The following is a 19,266-nucleotide window of genomic DNA, read 5'->3' on the forward strand; positions in this document are numbered from 1 at the left end:
AGCGAACCGGAAAATCGTGGAACTGTTTCTTATGCAATGTATTGTTTATGGCGTTGGGGCAATACTGATGCTACATTTATATGTGTTTGAGGTGTAAAAATGAATAACAAAATCAAAAAAAATTCCTTGCGGAAGGTTTTGCTGCTGACGGCCGCTTTCCTGCCCGGGCTCGCGGTTGCAGAAGTACAACTAAAGGATATAAGCGAAGTGGCGGGATCATGGACGCTGGAGTCCGTCTCTCCGAGCTTGACCAAGCCGAAAATAGCTGAAAACAGGGTATGGGAGTTCCGTCCCAATGGTGTTATTGTGACTTCAGGGTTTAACCGTCACTTCGGACGCGAAGACACTCAACAATTCAATTATGCGATTGTTAATGGTAGGATACTGGCCGATAATCCCGGCCGCCCGGGCAAGAAGGAAGAGTTTGTCGTTTACGAAAAAACCGCGGATAGCATGACTCTGCAGGGCGGTATGGAAGGATTCTATTTTTTCAGAAAAAAATAAGTAACTATGCTCAGTGGTAAGGTTGGCGAGAGACCTGCTGCTACCATGGATGGACGCAGAGAGCTTCCAGGGACGGAGTTACAGCGTGTCTCGACAGCCTTACCCCAGCCGCCAACCTGGTTAGCTGAATAGTTGTTAAAAATAATAAATAAACAATCCTCGCATAAAGGTGCGGGGTGACTTAACAGGGAATCGTTCCAATAATAATTACTTTGAAAAAGGGGGATTTAAATGAACAATTATCTGAAATACCTGGATGATTTTTTGACATTCGATGAAGACGACAGGAAACTATGGATACGCATGGGCGGCGTGCTTGCTCTCATCGTGCTGTTGTTCTCCGTTTTTACCACGACTTCTGTTTTTTATTATCTGGAGCGCGTGCTGATTGCCGTTATGGTGATTTTCCTGCCGGGCTATCTGATCATGAAGCTGTTTCTGGATAAGATCAGCTTTAGCGATAATCGGGTAGCGGATAAAATTATTGTTTCTTTTGCTATTTCCGTTGTAGTGATGGTAGTGCCCTATTTTTTGACGACTTATTTGCGTCCCTATGCATTCAATACCGACGAAGAAGGCATGGAAGCGCTCAGCAGAACACACGAAGTGGTATTGTTGTTATTGCTGGTTGTAGTCATAGCTTTCGGCGTTAAATTTTATCAGAACAAAAAAAATAAAGCTGCAGCGGGCAACAAATAGTGGAGGATGAACTGTGACGACAGCGCCAGATTCCGGGAAACCGGAAAAACCCGGTTTGTTACAAGTAGTAAATAGCGTTTTGGCGGCAGCGTTCGGTGTGCAAAGCCAGAAAAATCGTGCGAGAGACTTTCAAGCCGGATCGGCGAAAGTATATATCGCGGTCGGCGTTGTGGCCACAGTGGTGTTCGTACTGACAGTTTACGGTATAGTGAAGCTGGTGCTCGCCTCCGCGTCTTGAGCTGGCATCTGATAGGCAAGTCTTCCGGGCGCAGGGGTTTACCCCTGCGCCATATTTTTTTGTAATAGTTCAAGTTAGAGGTAAATGTGTTTCAGCCTGATTTGCTAGGGGATAACGATTTTGATACCGCACGATTGGAAAATCTGGCCGCTTTTGTCCTGAATGAAGCGGCAGCGCAAGGCGCTACGGCTGCGGAAGCCGGTTTGAGCCAGGACCGTGGACTTTCCGTCGGCGTAAGACTGGGCGAAGTGGAAACCATAGAACATCATCGTAGTCAGGGCTTGGGTATTACTGTTTATTTCGGACAGCGCAAGGGTTCTGCCAGTACCACTGACCTGGGACCCCAGGCGCTACGCGAATCGGTGACTGCGGCCTGCCGGATTGCCCGCTACGCAGCTGAGGATGAATTCGCCGGTTTACCGGAAGCCGGTCTTCTGGCGACGCAGTTTCCTGATTTGTCGCTTTACCACCCCTGGTCACTGACTCCGGAAGAAGGTATTCGACATGCCTTGGCGTGCGAACAGGCGGCATTGAACCATGACGCCGCGATTACCAATTCGGAAGGCGCCAGCATCAGCACTTATTCCGGGTATCGCGTATTGGGCAATAGCCTGGGTTTTTTGCACGGGTATGCCAGTAGCCGGCATAGTTTGTCCTGTTCCGTCATCGGGCAGCGCGGGGACAGCATGCAGCGCGACGATTGGTGGACAGTGGCGCGTACTCAAGAGGGACTGGAGCCGGCCGAAGCTGTCGGCATCAAAGCCGCAGAGCGTACGGTGCAGAGACTGGGCGCGCGTTCGCTGACGACACGGCAATGCCCGGTCGTGTTTGCCGCTGATGTTGCCGGAGGTTTTTTCGGGCATTTTATTGCCGCTATACGCGGCGGCAATCTCTATCGTAAGTCCTCTTTTTTGCTGGATAGTCTCGGGAAGACTGTCTTTCCGGATTTTTTACATATACACGAGCAACCCTATATACCTGGCGCTCTGGGTAGCGCGGCATATGACGGTGAAGGCGTTCGGACTCGCGCGCACGATCTGATAAAAGACGGCATATTGGAATCCTACGTACTGAATACCTATTCGGCGCGAAAATTAGGCATGACTACCACCGGTAATGCGGGCGGCGTGCATAACCTGACTATTGACCCAGGCAATCTTGATTTGGCCGGACTGCTTAAGACGATGAACACCGGTTTACTGGTGACCGAATTAATGGGGCAGGGCATCAATCTTGTTACTGGAGACTACTCGCGCGGCGCTGCCGGGTTCTGGGTGGAAAATGGTGTCATCCAATATGCGGTCGAAGAAATCACCATTGCCGGGAATTTACGCGACATGTTCCTGAACGTGGTTGCTGTCGGCAACGATGTCGATAAACGCGGCGGTATCTGGAGTGGTTCGGTACTGCTCGAAAAAATGACGGTTGCAGGGAACTAGGCATGCAAGAGCGCTTGCAACGAGGAGCTTTAAGCCCGCAGCTACCCTGTGGGCCTATCGCAACAATGACCTGGAACCGGGGCATCGCATTATCGTCTTCAACTATCAATCAGGACATAGCGGTAAGCATGCGCGCAACTTCCTGGGCAAACAGGTAGGTCGGCCTCATGGTCGACGGCTATGGCGGTTATACAAACTCCTGTTCGCCGTTGAACGCGATGGAGCGCCGTCCTGAATCGAACTCGGCTGTATCGGGCAGCGCCGGATATTCTCGATCTGCATAAAGTCAATGATAGCCCGATGGTGCTGGAAGCCTTGCTGCGTATTGCCAGACTGTACGCAATCGAGGCGGTGACAAAACCCTGAGCATTGCAGTACACCGGCAACTGCACCAGAAAAAAGCAAACCCGAACTGACAGCCCTGCAGGACTGGCTGATAATAGAAACCCGTGTACCCACCCGCCACAGCGGCGGCGGATCAGCCAAAGAGCTGGATTACGCAGTCAAACGCTGGCCTGCCCTGATTGGCTATGCCGACAGCGGCCATCTGCCGATCGACAACAATCCGGTGGAAAACAGTTTTCGTCCCATTGCCATCGGCAAAAAGAACTGGCTGTTCGCCGGTTCCGAGCAAGCGGTCAACGCGCGCCGCGATTCAGATTTTGCTTGGTACAGCCAAACTCAATGGACTCAATCCGGTGCAATGACTGGAAAAACTGCCTGTCTGGCTCAACAACCGTATTGACGAGCTGCTGCCGTTTCCGCTTGAGGCTATTAAAACGCAACCCGCTTCGTAGCGATAGGTGGTGCCGCTAGACGCTTACTGTCTTTGCGTTTTTCCCTCTACATCCGCGTAGTTGGTTGCCGGTTACTTTCGAGGTCGGCCGGGAATTTAGCCCGGCCCGAAGCGTTGATAGTGCGAGCTAGCTATACATGCTTCCTAACGCCCGCGCGCAGGGCGGGGACTATTCACACGCGGACGATTTGCATTGCCGCCGTGGTTTCTATCTCCCGATGCCGGACGCTGTTGTGTTGCTTCACCCGGTCGTTGGCCAACGCTGCTGTGCGGCGGCGGATATCCGGGTTTTGCGCCGGGGCGCGGCACTTGGGCCGTTTTAGGCGGTGTTTTTGGCGCAAGGCGCGGATCGAAACTGAATGTTGCCTCGAACCCCGGGGCGGTCACCCTCGTAATTTCTCTCTTGATCAATTTTTCAATTGCCGCCAGCAGTTTGACTTCTTCGTGACATACCAGCGAAATCGCTTCGCCGCTGGCGCCGGCGCGCCCGGTGCGGCCGATGCGATGCACATAATCTTCCGGCACATTGGGCAGTTCGAAGTTGACTACGTGCGGTAGTTCGTCGATATCGATGCCGCGAGCGGCGATATCGGTCGCTACCAGCACCGCAACCTTGCCTTGCTTGAAGCCGTCGAGGGCTTTGGTGCGCGCGCCCTGGCTCTTGTTGCCGTGCAGTACCGCCGTTTCTATGCCGTCGCGTTCAAGTTGACGGCCCAATCGGTCCGCGCCGTGCTTGGTGCGCGTAAAAACCAGAACCTGTTTCCAGTTGCCGCTGCCTACCAGCCAGGACAGCAATTCGCGTTTGCGGTCTTTTTCAACCGGATAAACACATTGCTGTACATTTTCCGCAGTGGTGTTGCGGCGGGCGACTGAAACTTCGGATGGTTGCTTTAAAAGCTGTCCGGCCAAGGTGCGTATTTCGTCGGAAAAGGTCGCCGAGAACAGCAGGCTTTGGCGCTGTTGCGGCAATAGCGCCATGACCTTGCGCACGTCGTGTATGAAACCCATGTCCAGCATGCGGTCCGCTTCATCCAGTACAAAGAATTCCACTCGCGACAAATCCATGGTTCTTTGCCGTACGTGATCAAGCAGGCGCCCCGGCGTCGCCACCAGTATGTCGACACCACGCCGCAGATGATCGATCTGCGGCACCATCCCGACCCCGCCGAAAATCACCGCCGGGCGTATGCCGGGCAGGTATTTTCCGTAAGTATTCACGCTTTCGAATACTTGCGCCGCCAATTCGCGAGTGGGTACCAGCACCAGCGCGCGAATATAACGAGGACCGCCGTTCGCTGCGGGCGTTTCGCTCAAGCGTTGCAGTAACGGCAGAGTGAATCCGGCTGTCTTGCCGGTACCGGTTTGCGCACCGGCTAAAAGGTCTTTGCCTTCCAGTATCAGCGGTATGGCTTGGGCTTGAATGGGGGTCGGGTTTTCGTAACCTTGTTCCGATACGGCGCGAAGAATTTCGGCGCGCAGGCCGAGTTGGGTAAATGGCATGTCTTTCCTGTGTTTAGGTTAAGGGTATACCGATTTATCGGTGTATCCCGTATTCGTTGTCTGCTTGCGGCTATTCGGCCTGGTTTTTTTCCATATACTCCACTCGCAACTGCACCGTGCGGTTGTTGCGATACTCGTTGATATCGAGACGATAGGCGACTTTGAGCCGGCTGCATCCCAGCCAGCTTTCCGGCTGTTCGACAAAAAAGGCGATGGCATCAATCCGATGCATCGCGCCGACCGGGCATAGCGTTAATTTAAGATGTTTTTGTCCGACGATGCGCGCCTGGGCGACTTCGAATTCGCCGTCGAACAGCGGTTCGGGAAAGCCTTGTCCCCAAGGCCCCGCATTTTGCAGGTACTCCGCCGAGCTGAGTTGCAATTCGCTGACAGCCAGTTCGCCATCGCTGTGCAATACGTTGTCGAGATCGACTCCCTCCAGGTGTTGCGCCGCTTTTTCTTCCAGGCATTGCGAAAACAACGCCAGGTTTTGCCTATCCAGCGTCAAACCGGCCGCCATGGCGTGACCGCCGAAACGAGACAGCAGTTCCGGGCGTTCGGTCGCAATTTCGCTGAGCAGGTCGCGTATGTGCAGGCCGGGTATGGAGCGCGCCGATCCCTTGATTTGGCCTTCGTCAACGGCTGGCGCAAAGGCGATAACCGGGCGGTGCAAACGATCTTTCATGCGCGAAGCCAGAATGCCGATGACGCCCTGATGCCAGGATTGATCGAAAAAACAGTACGCTGCTTTCACGGTTTGCGCTGCGCCGCCGGCGTTTTCCAGTTGTGCCAGCACCTCAAGCGCGTCCTGTTTCATCTGGTCTTCTATTTCGCGCCGCTCGCGGTTCAGCTTATCGAGCCCAGCCGCCATGGTTTGCGCAGCCTGCTCATTCTGGCTCATCAGGCATTCGATGCCCAGCGCCATGTCTTCCAGCCTGCCGGCGGCGTTCAGACGCGGCGCAACGCAAAAGCCAAGATCGGTGGCGGTAATGTTGCGCGGGTTGCGTCCGGCGACAGTTAACAGCGCCAGAATGCCGGGGCGCGCCTGCCCACTGCGGATGCGCTGTATGCCTTGGTGCACCAGAATGCGGTTGACGTTGTCCAGCGGCACTACGTCGGCCACGGTACCCAGCGCCACCAGGTCCAGCAGTTGTCCGAGGTTGGCTTCGGTTCTGCCGGTTTCCTGAAACCAGCCAAGTTCGCGCAAGCGCGCGCGCAGAGCCAGCAGTACATAGAACATCACGCCGACTCCGGCCAGCGAGCGGCTCGGAAAACGGTCGCCGGGAAGATTAGGGTTCACGATGGCGTCCGCATCGGGCAGTTCGGCGCCCGGCAGATGGTGATCGGTGATTAATACCCGCATGCCATGGCTACGCGCGGTTTTCACGCCTTCCAGACTGGAAATACCGTTATCTACCGTGATCAGCACCTGCGGATTGGAGTGCGCGGCGACTTCGACAATTTCCGGCGTCAGGCCGTAACCGTATTCGAAGCGGTTCGGCACCAGATAGGAAACCCGGTTTGCTCCCAGAAGGGTCAGGCCCAGTAATGCCACGGCGCAACTGGTTGCGCCGTCGGCGTCAAAATCGGCTACGATCAGGATATGTTCACGGTTTCTGAATGCGGCGGCCAGTTGGTCTACCATCTGTTCCATCCCGCTCAATAGCCAGGGCGAAGGCAGGCGCGCAAGGGAGCGATCCAGCGCTTCCGCGCTTTCAACGCCACGTGTATGGTAAATACGTTGCAGCAATGGCGGGAGAGCGAGGAGGTCAGGGCGATTTTGCTCGGCCTGATCCGGCAACAGGCAGGCGCGGCGCTGTATCTTTCTGCAAGCGGACGGATGCGCGAGCAACGCCGTGCTTCCCGTAAACGGCTCGATTACAGTGTACCTAGAATGGCTGCTTTGACAGCATCCAGTTTTGCTTCTATGGTGATCGGCGCTACCAGACATTGCGAAATGGCGGTGTCCGGGTCTTTCAGCCCGTTGCCGGTCAAGGTACAGACCACGCTGGAGCCCTCCGCTATCTTGCCGCTGGCGATATCCTGCATTGCGCCGGCCAGCGATGTGGCCGAAGCGGGTTCGCAGAATATGCCTTCCTGTTCGGCCAGCAGTTTCTGAGCGGCGAGGATCTCGCTGTCGCCGAATTCGTCGAACCAGCCGTCCGATTCGCGCATCACTTCCCAGGCGGCGTTCCAGCTTTGCGGGTGGCCGATGCGTATCGCGGTAGCCACAGTTTCAGGATTGTCTACCATATGGCCGCGCAAAAACGGCGCGGAGCCGCTGGCCTGATACCCGACCATGCGCGGCCGGTTGCCGCAAACCGCGCCGCCGCTGACAAAAGCGCAGTTGCCTCCACACAGCGCGCATGCTTGTGTAACGGGACCGTTGCCGCAATGGCTATATTCGCAATAACCGATCCAGTGCGCAGTAATATTTCCGGCGTTGCCGACCGGCAGGCAATGGTAGTCAGGCGCTTTCCCCAGCGCGTCGACGATTTCGAACGCAGCGGTTTTCTGGCCCTGCAGGCGGAACGGGTTGATGGAGTTGACGATGGTGACAGGCGCATGTTCGGCTACTTCTTTTACCAAACGCATGCCGTCGTCGAAATTGCCCTTGATCTGTATCACCGTCGAACCGTACATCATGGCTTGCGCCAGTTTGCCCATCGCAATCTTGCCGTCCGGTATCAGTACGAACGCGGTAATGCCGGCACGGGCGGCATAAGCAGCCGCCGCGGCGCTGGTGTTGCCGGTGGATGCGCAGATAATGGCGCGGCTGCCGGCCTCCATCGCCTTGGTGACCGCCATGGTCATGCCGCGATCCTTGAACGAGCCGGTGGGGTTCAAGCCTTCGTACTTTACATAAATCGCAACCGATTTACCCAGCAGGCGCGGGATGTTTTGTAACCGGATCAATGGCGTATTACCTTCGCAAAGGCTGATGATGGGGGTTTCGGCGCTGACCGGCAAACGGTCGCGATAGCGTTCTATCAGGCCGGTATATCTATTTTGATCGGACATGTTGAGGATTACCGTTGATTATTATCCAAGCGTTTCCACCCGTATGCGTTTTACCGGGCGGTTGATGCAATCCAATGCTTCAATTTCACGGATCGCCGCATTGAGTTCGCGTTCCAATACTTGCTGGGTGAGCAGGATGACCGGCACAAAAGTTTCTTCCGTTAAAGCTTCCTTCTGGATGATGGCTTCGATGCTGATGTTATGACCCGCCAGGATGCGCGTAACATCCGCCAGCACTCCCGGTCTGTCTTCTGCGCTCAGGCGCAGGTAATAGGCAGTGTGAACCGCATCTATCGGCAGGATCGGAATAGCGCTGATAGCCCCGGGCTGGAATGCCAGGTGCGGGACGCGGTTTTCCGGGTCGCCGGTCAAGGTTCTGACGACATCGACCAGATCGGCTACCACCGAGGACGCGGTCGGTTCCGCGCCTGCGCCTGCGCCGTAATACAGCGTGGGTCCTGCCGCATCGCCCTTGACGACGACGGCGTTCATGACGCCGTCGACATTGGCGATCAGGCGCCGATGCGGGATGAGGGTAGGGTGTACGCGCAACTCCACGCCTTCTTTCGTGCGCCGGGCTATGCCGAGCAGTTTGATGCGGTAGCCGAGTTCTTCGGCGTAAGCCACGTCTATGCGGGTTATGCGGGCGATACCTTCAATATACACCTTATCGAATTGCAGCGGTATGCCGAACGCTATGGACGCAAGTATCGTCAGTTTATGCGCTGCGTCTATGCCTTCGACATCGAAGGTCGGGTCGGATTCCGCGTAACCCAGCGTTTGCGCCTCCTGCAGGACATCATGGAAATCGCGGCGCTTGTCGAGCATTTCCGTCAGGATGTAATTGCAGGTGCCGTTTATAATGCCTGCCAGCCATTCGATGCGGTTGCCCGCCAGGCCTTCGCGCACCGCCTTGATGATCGGAATGCCGCCGGCGACAGCCGGTTCGAACGCCACCATCACGCCTTTTTCGCTGGCTTTGGCGAAAATCGAATTGCCATGCAGCGCAATCAGCGCCTTGTTGGCGGTTACCACATGTTTGCCGTTTTCCAGCGCTTGCAGCACCAGCTCGCGCGCGATGCCGTCGCCGCCGATCAACTCGACCACGATCTGGATTTCAGGGTCGTTGACGATGTCGAACGGGTCTTGCACCAGCTCAATGCCGCTGGTGTCGCAGATACGCGCGCGGCTTAGATCGCGCGCCGACGCTTTGCTGACGATGATTTCCCGGCCGGCTCTGCGGCAGATTTCTTCCGCATTGCGGCGCAATACGTTAACGGTGCCGCCGCCGACAGTGCCCAGGCCCAGCAATCCAATTTTTACAGGAGTCACGGTAATTCCTTATGCGCTTATATAATCGATGTCCGGATTATACGGCATGATCCTTACGGAACATATTACGTATGCCGCGTATCGCCTGCCGGGTGCGATGCTCGTTTTCGATCAGGCTGAATCGGACATGATCGTCGCCGAACTCACCGAAACCGATGCCTGGCGATACCGCCACCTGGGCGTCGAGCAGGATTTTCTTGGAAAACTCCAGCGAACCCATGTCGGCATACTGCTCAGGAATCTTCGCCCATACGAACATGGTGGCTTTGGGGGGCGTGACGTCCCAGCCCGCTGAAATCAGCCCCTTGCACAGCGCATCGCGGCGCTGTTTGTACATTTCGCGTATTTCCGCAACGCAATCCTGCGGCCCTTCCAACGCGGCGATGGCGGCGACCTGGATCGGCGTAAAGGTGCCGTAGTCCAGATAGGACTTGATGCGCGCCAGCGCTGAAACCAGTTCGCGATTGCCGCACATGAAGCCGACGCGCCATCCGGGCATATTGTAGCTTTTCGACAGCGTAAAAAATTCAACTGCGACATCGGTTGCGCCCGGCACCTGTAGAATGGAAGGGGCTACGTAGCCGTCAAACACCAGATCCGCATATGCCAGATCGTGCACGACCCAGATTTTATATTCGCGGGCCATTTCCACTACTTTCTCGAAGAACTCCAGTTCCACGCATTGCGTGGTCGGGTTACCCGGAAAGTTCAATATCAGCATCTTGGGGGTTGGCCAGGAGGTCTTGATTGCTTTTTCCAGCTCTTCAAAAAAATCTACGCCATCTTTCATCGGCACATGGCGCACGTCGGCTCCGGCCAGCACGATACCGTAGGGGTGTATGGGATAGGCCGGATTAGGCACCAGCACCGTGTCGCCCGGACCTACTGTCGCCAGCGCCAGATGCGCCAGCCCTTCCTTGGAGCCTATGGTGGCGATGGCCTGCGTTTCCGGGTCGATTTCTATGCCGTAACGGTGCTGATACCAGTTGCAAATGGCTTTACGCAGACGCGGTATGCCTTTGGAAACGGAGTATCTGTGCGCCGTACCTTTCTGCGCGACTTCGACCAGTTTGTCGACAATATGCTGCGGGGTAGGCCGGTCCGGGTTGCCCATGCCGAAGTCTATGATGTCAACTCCGTGTGAGCGCTCCTTGGCTTTGAGCTCATTGACGATATTGAAAACGTAAGGCGGAAGACGGGCTATTCTCTGGAATTCCTGCATTAAGCGCTCTTGAATGTTTGGGGCGGGATCGGGGGTTCGGCTGTTTAAAATCCCAGGCTGATCCTCCGCCCGTCGCGGTTGGATGGTTGATTGTCCAATCGTTTAGTATGATAATTATACTTGCCAATGTCAATGAGCGATTGAAGCTCCGCTCATTGGCTATCACAGCAGGCTTGACATGTGCTCTGTTATTTGTTTGAATAGAGAATCTGAACGTGCACAGTATTCTGCAAGGATACGCAGAGTTCATACTGATGCCCCGGTAGCTCAATCGGTAGAGCAACTCACTTGTAATGAGAAGGTTGAGGGTTCAATTCCTTTCCGGGGCTCCAAAAATATCAGTTACGCGAGTTATGGCGAGCCTGACATAATGGCGCTACTTTTTTCGACAGATCAAATCTATCGCTTCCGCGTTTCTCTTTGAGTTTGATAAGCGCTGTCGATGACTGCTTTTGTTGCCTGCGCAATCAGGTCGGCCCATTGTTCTGCCGACGATGCTTGAGCGAAAGAGCCATCATGACAACGCGCAAATATTTTGACGCAGAGCCGAAGGGCGGCATAATAAATCGGCAATCCATTGATAGATACCGTTTCTTCCAATATCTAGTGGCCAGCAGAGAATGGATATGTTATTTGTGCCATGTTATTATTTTGCAATGAACAGGCCCAAAATGGCAATGACAAAAATCAAAAAGCTATTTGGTTGCTGGCAACGTAATGACAGCGGCGTCGTTGTCATTATCATTAACCCCATAAGCCCCGGTAGCTCAGCAGGATAGAGCGTCCCCCTCCTAAGGGGAAGGTCGTGCGTTCGAATCGCGCTCGGGGCACCAATAAATCAACGTCTTATGTTGTTTTAGCGCTTGCTTTAAAATGACGGGGCTACGCTCTCCAGAAATTCACCACTAAAAATATTTTTGTCAGTGTCATAAAGACCAGACCAAAGCCGTTACACAGTAACAGAGCCGCTTGTTCTGTCGGCGGCGTCTACCTGTAAAGAAGTCTTATGTAAATGAGAATAGTTATCTGTACTATTATTTGCGCCAATACCCCGCCTAATGGGCAACGTAGTTGCCCATTAGGCTACCACAATCCCGGCCATACTTTTTTGATCTGACCTCCCCAAATGTGCGGTAGGTGTTGCGGCCAATTTTTTCCGGATTCAAAACCACAATCATTAGGTTTCCAGTTACGATAATGCTACCCATCCAACCCGGTGCCGTTTTCAGGGTATAGGAAAAGCCTACCCGGTGCCGACGGGCAGGCTTTCATGTGCAATCAGACATTACCTCCCCAGCGCACGCCGGTCTGGGTATGCTTCCTGTAGTAGCTTCAAGCGCCGCTCGGTGTCTTCATCGCCCAGCGTGCCGAACCATGACCACCCTGGGGGAAACCAGCTTGACGGGCCTTTCTTGCTCGATAGGGCAAACGAAAATCCGGTCGCGGTGGAACTGTACCGACCGCTGGCCGAAAACCTCAGTCAAGATAGACTCGGCCTGCGCCCGTGTGATGCTCGGCTCCCTGTCGGAGTAGATGTGGATATGAACCCGCTTGGCTGCTTTAAACGATGTGATAGACCTTGCCATTACACCCCAAGCAGCGGCAAAACCGAGTGTGATCGATTATTTGGCTTCTTATAATGGCCGCCGACACACTCAACATTGGGCTATCGGTCCCCGCTCGAATTCGAGCGGGAATTTTATAGAAACGCCGCCTGAACAGGTGTCCGGTTTTTGTTGGCCATTACAGTCAGGAAAGAGAATTGATACAACAATACTCTGTGATAAATCAAAATCACAGGCGGCATCAAAACTATGGAGCATTACTGCCGCTCGGCAGCGATGTAAAAAGTATCACGCCAACAAGCACTACGAAAACGATAACCAGCCCTGTAATAACCATATGAAAACGCAAGGCATATTGCAACGTCGACTCGGCCTCTCCGGCGGAGTGCTTTCCAAGGTCGTAATTCAGTATGCGATGCGCCTGCATTGCATCGCTCAGATTCGAGAACGTACCCTGACCGTCCAGCATCAATTTGAGCGCCGCGTCCTTTTTTTTGGATTTCGAAAGATAGACCACGCTGGTACGCAGGGAGTTGAGGGCCGATTGCGCTGCATAGTCGGCTATTAATAGCGCGTGATCGCGTTCGTTTACGATCAATCCATCTTTTTCATATTTTTCGAGTGCGCTCAACAGAGCCAAGGTAGAGAGATTCAACTTTTGTTCTATCACTGCCATTTTGTCGGTGTCGGTCATAGCGATATGTTGCCATAACAACCCTTCAATGGTCATGGCCTCCCTATAGGCATCGTCCAGCACCAGTACGCTGGGAAGACTGTTCGTATCTGCAAAATTAGCAACCGCGAATATACGCTCCATCTGATGGAGACTGAAACTTGCCAATCCGATAAGACCGAGGGCGGCAATAAACGTCAGTAAACCGAAACGTTGCGTAATCGACATAATTTGTATCTCAATTTTTATCATTAAGGGTGCGGACTGGCAGACCAGTATGCCTGATGCACCCATGTCTGTTCAGACAATTGCTGAGTAAACTTGCTAAGTTCCTCCCCGTTAAGCGAGCTTGAAAATAGCGTTGCTTCAATTTTAATTTCATCCAGACCGAAGGGGAGAACGGCGAGGTTATTCACCTGATAGTTGGCCATCTCCAATGTCGATCGTAGCGAAGCCGCGCCCTGCTTTTTAAGTTTACGATCTGCTATGGCATAGACAGTATAAGTAGCCTCTGTTTCCACAACACTCAGTGGCTGGCTATTGATGCTGTTGACCACGGGGCGTAGCAGCGTGTTTGCGGTGACGATGAACAACATGCCGAGCACGGCCTCAATTATCAGGTCCGCACCTGCTGCCGCGCCTACTGCTGCTGAGCACCAAAGTGTTGCCGCGGTATTTAGACCGCGCACGCCGCCTTCCTCGCGGAGTATCGCTCCTGCCCCCAGAAAACCGATGCCGGATACGACATAGGCGATAATATGTACGGACCCAGCGGGGCCATTGACGCGATTGGCGATATCGACAAACAGTGATGCGCCTATCGCTACCAGCACATTGGTGCGTAGTCCGGCCGTACGCTGCCGGAACTGGCGCTCCAGACCTATCAGCCCGCCCAGCAAAAATGCGGTTGTCAGGCTGATCAGGGTATCAAGCAGCGAAGCAAGATTCAGGTGGTTAATACTTTCCATAATGGCTGCTCTAATATTCGACATGGGCGTGCGCTGAGTATATTGACCGGCCCACGACCGGTATTGTAAGCGGGGTTGGTGATGAATTGTGAATCAGTCAATACCCGGAACGGCTTCGGACATTATAACTGTAGAACTTAACTATTCAGCGAGAGTTTTATACAGCATTGACCGAAGGCATCGGAAGTAATGCAAGCCTGTCGAGACAAGCGGAGCGTGCCGATAATTTCTCACCACACACCAAACACGTCCCGAAGGCTCGACTGCCGCCATCAGAACTGCAAACGGTCTCGACAGACTGCCGGCTACGTTTTCATCAGCGTGCTACGTTGAGTAATAACTGTAGCGCGGGTCAGACACTTGTTTCGTGTGGTTGCGTTCGTTACTTGCACTCACCGATAAAAGCGTGTGTGCCGACCTTAGCCAGAAACGGTGCGTGTATACCGGCTATTCGGGTCGATTAGTCATCGCGGTAACAGTTTCATCATAAACTGCATCAGAAAACCCTAACTCTACTGTCATTAAGATGACATAAAATAGCGCTAGAGTAGTCAATATGGAAAGCGTGACTCTGCAAGCAGAGGGCTTTTAACCCCTATTCGGTCTTTATCATGGAGGCTACGAAATGAGTACGCATGCAGAAATAAATGTAGAAACCAAACCCAAGCAATTTGAGTCTTCAGGACATGTAGCCCGCAATTTATTGCGGGAAATTCCGGTACTTTCACCTCAACACAGCAACAGCCATGTGCATGGTTTGCTGCACGGGCTTTCTTCCGATGCGGTTTGTCTGCCGGTTGTTGAAGACGGCCGTCCGTTGGGATTAATTAATCGCAATGTGTTTACCACCGGAATGGCCCGGCCTTTTGCGCACGATCTGTTCGCTAAAAAATCCTGCCATACCTTCATGAATGCTGAGCCTATAGTGGTAAACCAGCACACCAGTATAGAAGAGTTAAGCCATAAAATGGTTGGCAACGGCCGCAGCAATCTGAACGATGGTTTTATCATCACCGATGACGATGGCAAATACATGGGCGTTGGAACCGGCGAAGATCTGATCAAGCTGGTAGTAGAGCTTCAGGCCGAAAAGAACCGCGTCATCATGGATAGCATCCATTATGCCAGCACCATTCAGCGTTCGTTCCTGCGTCCATCGGATGAAGATATGGCGTCTGTTCTGGACGATTATTTCATGCACTGGGAACCGCGCGACAAAGTGGGCGGAGATTACTATTTCTGCGAAAAGTTCGAAGACGGTTTTTTTCTTGCCTTGATAGATTGCACTGGTCACGGTGTGCCGGGCGCATTCATGACATTGATTGTTGCTTCTTTTCTGGGGCACATACTACGCGAGCACGATCGTCGCGATCCGGCAACATTGCTGGCGGTAATGAATAAGAAGCTTAAAGTTGCGTTACGCCAATTGAAAAAACACGAATGGGAAATGGATGGCGGCCTAGAAGGGGAAGGACAGTCCGATGATGGTATGGACACTGCCTTCTGCTGGATTGAGCCAGGGAAAATGACTTATGCCGGCGCCAAGACCCCGATTTTTTTCATGGATGAAGGGGCATCTGAAGTACAAAGTATAGAGGGCGACCGTAAAGGGGTAGGCTATATAGAAACCCCCATGGACAATACCTGGACCAATCGCGAAATCGATCTGCCTGGAGGCCGCTGCATTTATCTAACGACGGATGGCGTTATCGATCAGATAGGCCAGGACAAAAGAATTGCTTTTGGCAAGCGGCGGCTTTCCGATCTTATAAAGCAAAACCACCATAAGGCAATGCCGTCACAACGTGACGCGGTACTGCAAGCATTCTACGCATGGCAAGGTACGCAGCGTCGCAGGGACGACGTTTGCTTTTTCGGTTTCCGGGCCTGAGACATCCGCTTGTAAGGAAAAGGCCGGATTCATCGAGTTTTGCTGAACACTGACAAATAAATCCTGCGTGACTTTACCGGGCATGTTGGCCTGAAAAGTAATAAATCAGCGTTTATATAACCTGATGCAATGAACTATTTTCAATCTATAGAGATTATCCATAATGCAAATCGATCAATTCAGTTCCTTTGAGCAAGCTGCGAGCAAAGCCAGCGTGTTGTTTTATTATCGCGGCGACGTTTCTCAAGCGGTTATATCAACCATGGGAGATACCTTGAGAGGCCGTTTGAGCTATATGGATGCCAAAGGCTCTACTTCCAGAAAACTGTTTTCAAGCTTTATCGAGACCATGCAGAATGCGCTGCAGTATTCGCAGGAGCTCCCCGACTCTCCCGGACAGCGCATCGGCTCGGTTTCAGTAGGCACCATTGATGATCAGTTTTTTATCGTTTGCGGAAATATTATTGAAAACAAGTATCAGGCGCGTATTTCCGAGAAGCTTGATTCGATTGCGCGTATGAATTCCGAAGAAATCCGGGCTGCTTACCGCGAACAAATGAAGAACGACAGCTCAGACGACACAATCAGCAAAGGCGCAGGACTGGGCTTCCTGACCTTGGCACGTGATTCGTCTGCGCCATTGCAATACGCCATGTTCGATGTACCGGAACACGAAGGTGACTTATCCTGGTTTTATCTAAGAGTTGTTATTTAATTTAGGTGGAAGTTTTTATGAATATTTATCATGCCGCGGCAGGTGAGTTACCTGAAGTTGACTTTGAGTTTGACAAGCATGTATTGAGTATGAGAGGTGAGGCGTTTCCTGAAAATGCCAATATTTTCTGGGATCCGCTGCTGGCTGCGCTGGATGAGTATTTGAAGGCGACCGACGACGCAGATATAGTTGCCAATTTTCGACTGAGCTATTTTAACAGTGCCAGCGTTAAAAAGCTTTATGCCATGTTCGGCATGCTGAACGAGTCGGCATGCAAAAATAACCGGGTAACGCTGAACTGGTTTCACGAAGAAGATGACGATACCATGCAAAGCTTTGGTAACGATCTGTCCGAAGATTTTCCGGTACTCGATTGCCGGGTTATAGCTGAAGCTGTCTGAATAAAGATTAAGGGGCGGCACTCTTTCGCCCCTATTCGCATCTATTGAAGAAGGATATTTCTGGCTTTGTTTAACTGGCTGGCCAGATAGTCGGACCCTCCGCGGTCCGGGTGCACCTTCTGCATCAGTCTGCGATGCGCGGCAATGATTTCTTCATGTGTCGCCCCCTCGGAAAGACCAAGGACAGCCAATGCTTCGACTCGCGTCATGCCGTTGCCCCCTCCTGTAGCGCCCGTTGTTTCCGCTTCCGGTTTGCGGCGGTGTTCGCGCCAAATTTTTTCCAGCAGCGGGAGTAGCGGAGCAAGGGTCTGCGCGCTTCTTACAAGCAATGCGGCGATTGCGCCGGTTAACGGCACTAACCAACCCAGTCGTCCTGTCAGCGCCAATAAAACGATTGCTATGGCGATAATCGACCATAATACCGTGCTGCGTGACAGATTCTGATTACCTCCAAGCAGTTTGGCGACTCCGTAAAACAGCAACCCCAGTACGATGACGGCAATCAATAGTTGCAGCAAAGCCATTCCTCAACAAGTTTGTAATGCGTATGTGTGAACGGTAGGGTAAAATCACCGGTTTTTCAAGGCGGGTGAGTTGCCTTATGGATAGTAAAGTACAGATAGGCTTGGTTATGGGCAGCAAAAGCGACTGGGATGTCATGCAGCATGCAGCACGTCAATTAAGAAGTTTTGGCGTGACCTTCGAATCACATGTCGTTTCTGCGCATAGAACGCCGGACCGGTTATTCGAATATGCTGAACAGGCATATTCGCGCGGCTTGCAGGCTATTATAGCCGGTGCAGGCGGCGCGGCGCACCTACCCGGCATGCTGGCGGCAAAGACTACGGTGCCTATCCTGGGTGTACCGGTGCCCGGACGCTATCTACAGGGACAGGACTCCTTGTATTCCATCGTGCAAATGCCGAAAGGCGTTCCCGTAGCAACCTTCGCCATAGGCGAGGCCGGCGCGGTCAATGCCGCCTTGTTTGCCATCGCCTTGTTGGCAACAACCGATGAAGCGCTGAATATTAAGCTGCAGGCTTTTCGTAAGGCCCAGGAGCAAGAAGTGCTTAAAATTGACCTCCCCGAGGAGACATGACATGGCGCTAATGCTGCCTATTGTACCAGACGCCATGTTGGGAATGTTGGGAGGAGGACAGTTGGGCCGCATGTTTACGCTGTCTGCACGCTCCATGGGATATCGCGTCACGGTGTTGGACCCCGATGAGGATAGCCCTGCCGGAGCGTTGGCGGATGTTCATATACGGGCGGCTTACGACGATAGCGTCGCCTTGCGCTCGCTCGCGGAAACCTGCGCGGCGGTTACCACCGAATTCGAAAATGTGCCGGGTGAAACGCTGCGTTTTCTGGAGGAGCAAGTGCGTGTTGCGCCTTCCTCCGCCTGTGTTTCGATTGCGCAGGACCGTATTATCGAAAAGCGCTATATCAATCAGGCAGGATTGCAAACCGCGCCGTTTCTTGTCGTCGATTCGGTCGCGGATTTAGATCAGGATTTGTCCTTTTATTTGCCTGGCATACTGAAAATCGCCCGTTTAGGCTACGATGGAAAAGGTCAAATTGGCGTCAATTCTGTTGCCGAAGTACGTGCGGCATTTGCGCAAATGCAGAGCAAACCTTGCGTACTTGAGCGCAAGCTCGATTTGCAGACTGAAATTTCGGTTATTCTGACGCGTGTGGGATCGCAGCATAGCGTATGTTTTCCTGTCGCGGAAAACCGCCATGCGGACGGTATTCTTGATATCAGCATCGCGCCTGCGCGCATCAATGCATCCATAGCCGGCACGGCCAAAGCCATGGCGCAAAAACTGGCGGAAGCCATGGATTATATTGGTGTTTTGGCCGTCGAGTTTTTCGTGCTGTCGGATGACACTCTGGTAATCAACGAAATTGCACCCAGGCCGCATAATAGTGGACACTATACGTTGAACGCAACGCTTAGCAGCCAGTTCGATCAGCAGGTGCGCGCATTATGCGGATTGACGCCAGCGAGCACCCGATTGCTGAGTCCGGTGGTGATGGTAAACTTGCTGGGCGATATCTGGCAGGCAAAAGCTCCGCCATGGGCGCAGTTACTGAATGCAGACAACGTGCACTTGCAATTGTATGGAAAGAAAAGTGCGAGACCCGGGCGAAAAATGGGCCACTTCAATGTATTATCCGAGGATATTGACGCCGCGCTGCAACAAGCTTTGCGGTTGAAAAGCTTATTACTTGAACCATAGCCGTTAGATGCTGCCTTTTGTGTGACTGATGTTTTCAGCGAACCGCCCGAAGCATCCCT

General features: G+C 53.1%; 17 protein-coding genes, 2 tRNA genes and 1 pseudogene. 12 read left to right on the top strand and 8 right to left on the bottom strand.

The window, feature by feature from the left end; genetic code table 11:
- The first annotated feature begins 99 nt into the window (after positions 1 to 99).
- The 5 genes and pseudogenes from F6R98_RS09550 to F6R98_RS22740 all read left to right on the top strand — a co-directional run.
- Positions 100 to 504 carry a hypothetical protein gene (locus F6R98_RS09550; protein ID WP_228125199.1) on the top strand — a complete coding sequence of 135 codons (405 nt, stop codon included), beginning with the start codon at positions 100 to 102 and terminating at the stop codon, positions 502 to 504.
- Between the two features lie 231 nt (positions 505 to 735).
- Positions 736 to 1,203 carry a hypothetical protein gene (locus F6R98_RS09555; RefSeq protein ID WP_153248821.1) on the top strand — a complete coding sequence of 156 codons (468 nt, stop codon included), beginning with the start codon at positions 736 to 738 and terminating at the stop codon, positions 1,201 to 1,203.
- Between the two features lie 13 nt (positions 1,204 to 1,216).
- On the top strand, positions 1,217 to 1,441 hold the full coding sequence (locus F6R98_RS09560) for a DUF2970 domain-containing protein (protein WP_153248822.1): 225 nt from the start codon (positions 1,217 to 1,219) through the stop codon (positions 1,439 to 1,441).
- A gap of 86 nt (positions 1,442 to 1,527) precedes the next feature.
- Positions 1,528 to 2,880 carry a metalloprotease PmbA gene (pmbA, locus tag F6R98_RS09565; protein ID WP_228125200.1) on the top strand — a complete coding sequence of 451 codons (1,353 nt, stop codon included), beginning with the start codon at positions 1,528 to 1,530 and terminating at the stop codon, positions 2,878 to 2,880.
- A gap of 400 nt (positions 2,881 to 3,280) precedes the next feature.
- Positions 3,281 to 3,625, top strand: a pseudogene (locus F6R98_RS22740) (IS66 family transposase); the annotation flags it as partial.
- A 195-nt stretch (positions 3,626 to 3,820) separates the two neighbouring features.
- Here the strand turns inward: F6R98_RS22740 and F6R98_RS09575 are convergent.
- The 5 genes from F6R98_RS09575 to alaC form a co-directional block, all read right to left on the bottom strand.
- Entirely contained in the window at positions 3,821 to 5,176 is a 1,356-nt protein-coding gene (locus F6R98_RS09575) for a DEAD/DEAH box helicase (RefSeq protein WP_153248823.1), read from the bottom strand.
- Between the two features lie 70 nt (positions 5,177 to 5,246).
- Positions 5,247 to 7,028 (bottom strand): single-stranded-DNA-specific exonuclease RecJ, encoded by a 1,782-nt coding sequence (gene recJ, locus F6R98_RS09580; RefSeq protein ID WP_315699200.1) that lies wholly within the window; start codon positions 7,026 to 7,028, stop codon positions 5,247 to 5,249.
- 26 nt (positions 7,029 to 7,054) lie between these two features.
- The gene (gene thrC / locus F6R98_RS09585) at positions 7,055 to 8,197 is read right to left on the bottom strand and encodes a threonine synthase (RefSeq protein WP_153248825.1); all 1,143 of its coding nucleotides are present in this window, start codon (positions 8,195 to 8,197) and stop codon (positions 7,055 to 7,057) included.
- Between the two features lie 21 nt (positions 8,198 to 8,218).
- On the bottom strand, positions 8,219 to 9,529 hold the full coding sequence (locus F6R98_RS09590; protein ID WP_153248826.1) for a homoserine dehydrogenase: 1,311 nt from the start codon (positions 9,527 to 9,529) through the stop codon (positions 8,219 to 8,221).
- 37 nt (positions 9,530 to 9,566) lie between these two features.
- Entirely contained in the window at positions 9,567 to 10,751 is a 1,185-nt protein-coding gene (gene alaC / locus F6R98_RS09595) for an alanine transaminase (protein WP_153248827.1), read from the bottom strand.
- 256 nt (positions 10,752 to 11,007) lie between these two features.
- Between alaC and F6R98_RS09600 the strand changes: the two genes are divergently transcribed.
- Together F6R98_RS09600 and F6R98_RS09605 are read left to right on the top strand one after the other, a co-directional pair.
- A tRNA-Thr gene (locus F6R98_RS09600) sits at positions 11,008 to 11,083 on the top strand.
- Positions 11,084 to 11,507: 424 nt separating this feature from the next.
- A tRNA-Arg gene (locus F6R98_RS09605) sits at positions 11,508 to 11,584 on the top strand.
- 979 nt (positions 11,585 to 12,563) lie between these two features.
- On the opposite strand, the gene F6R98_RS09610 is transcribed toward F6R98_RS09605, so the two are convergent.
- Both F6R98_RS09610 and F6R98_RS09615 read right to left on the bottom strand, forming a co-directional pair.
- A complete protein-coding gene (locus tag F6R98_RS09610) occupies positions 12,564 to 13,217 on the bottom strand; it encodes an MCP four helix bundle domain-containing protein (protein WP_194270209.1) in 654 nt (217 codons plus the stop codon).
- A gap of 23 nt (positions 13,218 to 13,240) precedes the next feature.
- Positions 13,241 to 13,981 carry an MgtC/SapB family protein gene (locus F6R98_RS09615; protein WP_228125201.1) on the bottom strand — a complete coding sequence of 247 codons (741 nt, stop codon included), beginning with the start codon at positions 13,979 to 13,981 and terminating at the stop codon, positions 13,241 to 13,243.
- Positions 13,982 to 14,582: 601 nt separating this feature from the next.
- On the opposite strand from F6R98_RS09615, the gene F6R98_RS09620 reads away from it, so the two are divergent.
- The 3 genes from F6R98_RS09620 (at position 14,583) to F6R98_RS09630 (ending at position 16,964) form a co-directional block, all read left to right on the top strand.
- On the top strand, positions 14,583 to 15,848 hold the full coding sequence (locus F6R98_RS09620) for a SpoIIE family protein phosphatase (protein WP_153248829.1): 1,266 nt from the start codon (positions 14,583 to 14,585) through the stop codon (positions 15,846 to 15,848).
- A 163-nt stretch (positions 15,849 to 16,011) separates the two neighbouring features.
- Positions 16,012 to 16,563, top strand: coding sequence for a SiaB family protein kinase (locus tag F6R98_RS09625; RefSeq protein WP_153248830.1), 552 nt, complete (start codon positions 16,012 to 16,014; stop codon positions 16,561 to 16,563).
- Positions 16,564 to 16,580: 17 nt separating this feature from the next.
- The gene (locus F6R98_RS09630; RefSeq protein WP_153248831.1) at positions 16,581 to 16,964 is read left to right on the top strand and encodes a DUF1987 domain-containing protein; all 384 of its coding nucleotides are present in this window, start codon (positions 16,581 to 16,583) and stop codon (positions 16,962 to 16,964) included.
- A 41-nt stretch (positions 16,965 to 17,005) separates the two neighbouring features.
- Here the strand turns inward: F6R98_RS09630 and F6R98_RS09635 are convergent, their stop codons facing one another.
- The gene (locus tag F6R98_RS09635) at positions 17,006 to 17,488 is read right to left on the bottom strand and encodes a DnaJ domain-containing protein (protein ID WP_153248832.1); all 483 of its coding nucleotides are present in this window, start codon (positions 17,486 to 17,488) and stop codon (positions 17,006 to 17,008) included.
- Positions 17,489 to 17,565: 77 nt separating this feature from the next.
- On the opposite strand from F6R98_RS09635, the gene purE reads away from it, so the two are divergent.
- On the top strand, positions 17,566 to 18,063 hold the full coding sequence (gene purE / locus F6R98_RS09640) for a 5-(carboxyamino)imidazole ribonucleotide mutase (protein ID WP_153248833.1): 498 nt from the start codon (positions 17,566 to 17,568) through the stop codon (positions 18,061 to 18,063).
- A 1-nt stretch (position 18,064) separates the two neighbouring features.
- Positions 18,065 to 19,207 carry a 5-(carboxyamino)imidazole ribonucleotide synthase gene (locus F6R98_RS09645; RefSeq protein ID WP_228125202.1) on the top strand — a complete coding sequence of 381 codons (1,143 nt, stop codon included), beginning with the start codon at positions 18,065 to 18,067 and terminating at the stop codon, positions 19,205 to 19,207.
- Positions 19,208 to 19,266: the final 59 nt, after the last annotated feature.

The sequence above is a fragment of the Candidatus Methylospira mobilis genome (genome assembly GCF_009498235.1).
Lineage (GTDB): Bacteria > Pseudomonadota > Gammaproteobacteria > Methylococcales > Methylococcaceae > Methylospira > Methylospira mobilis.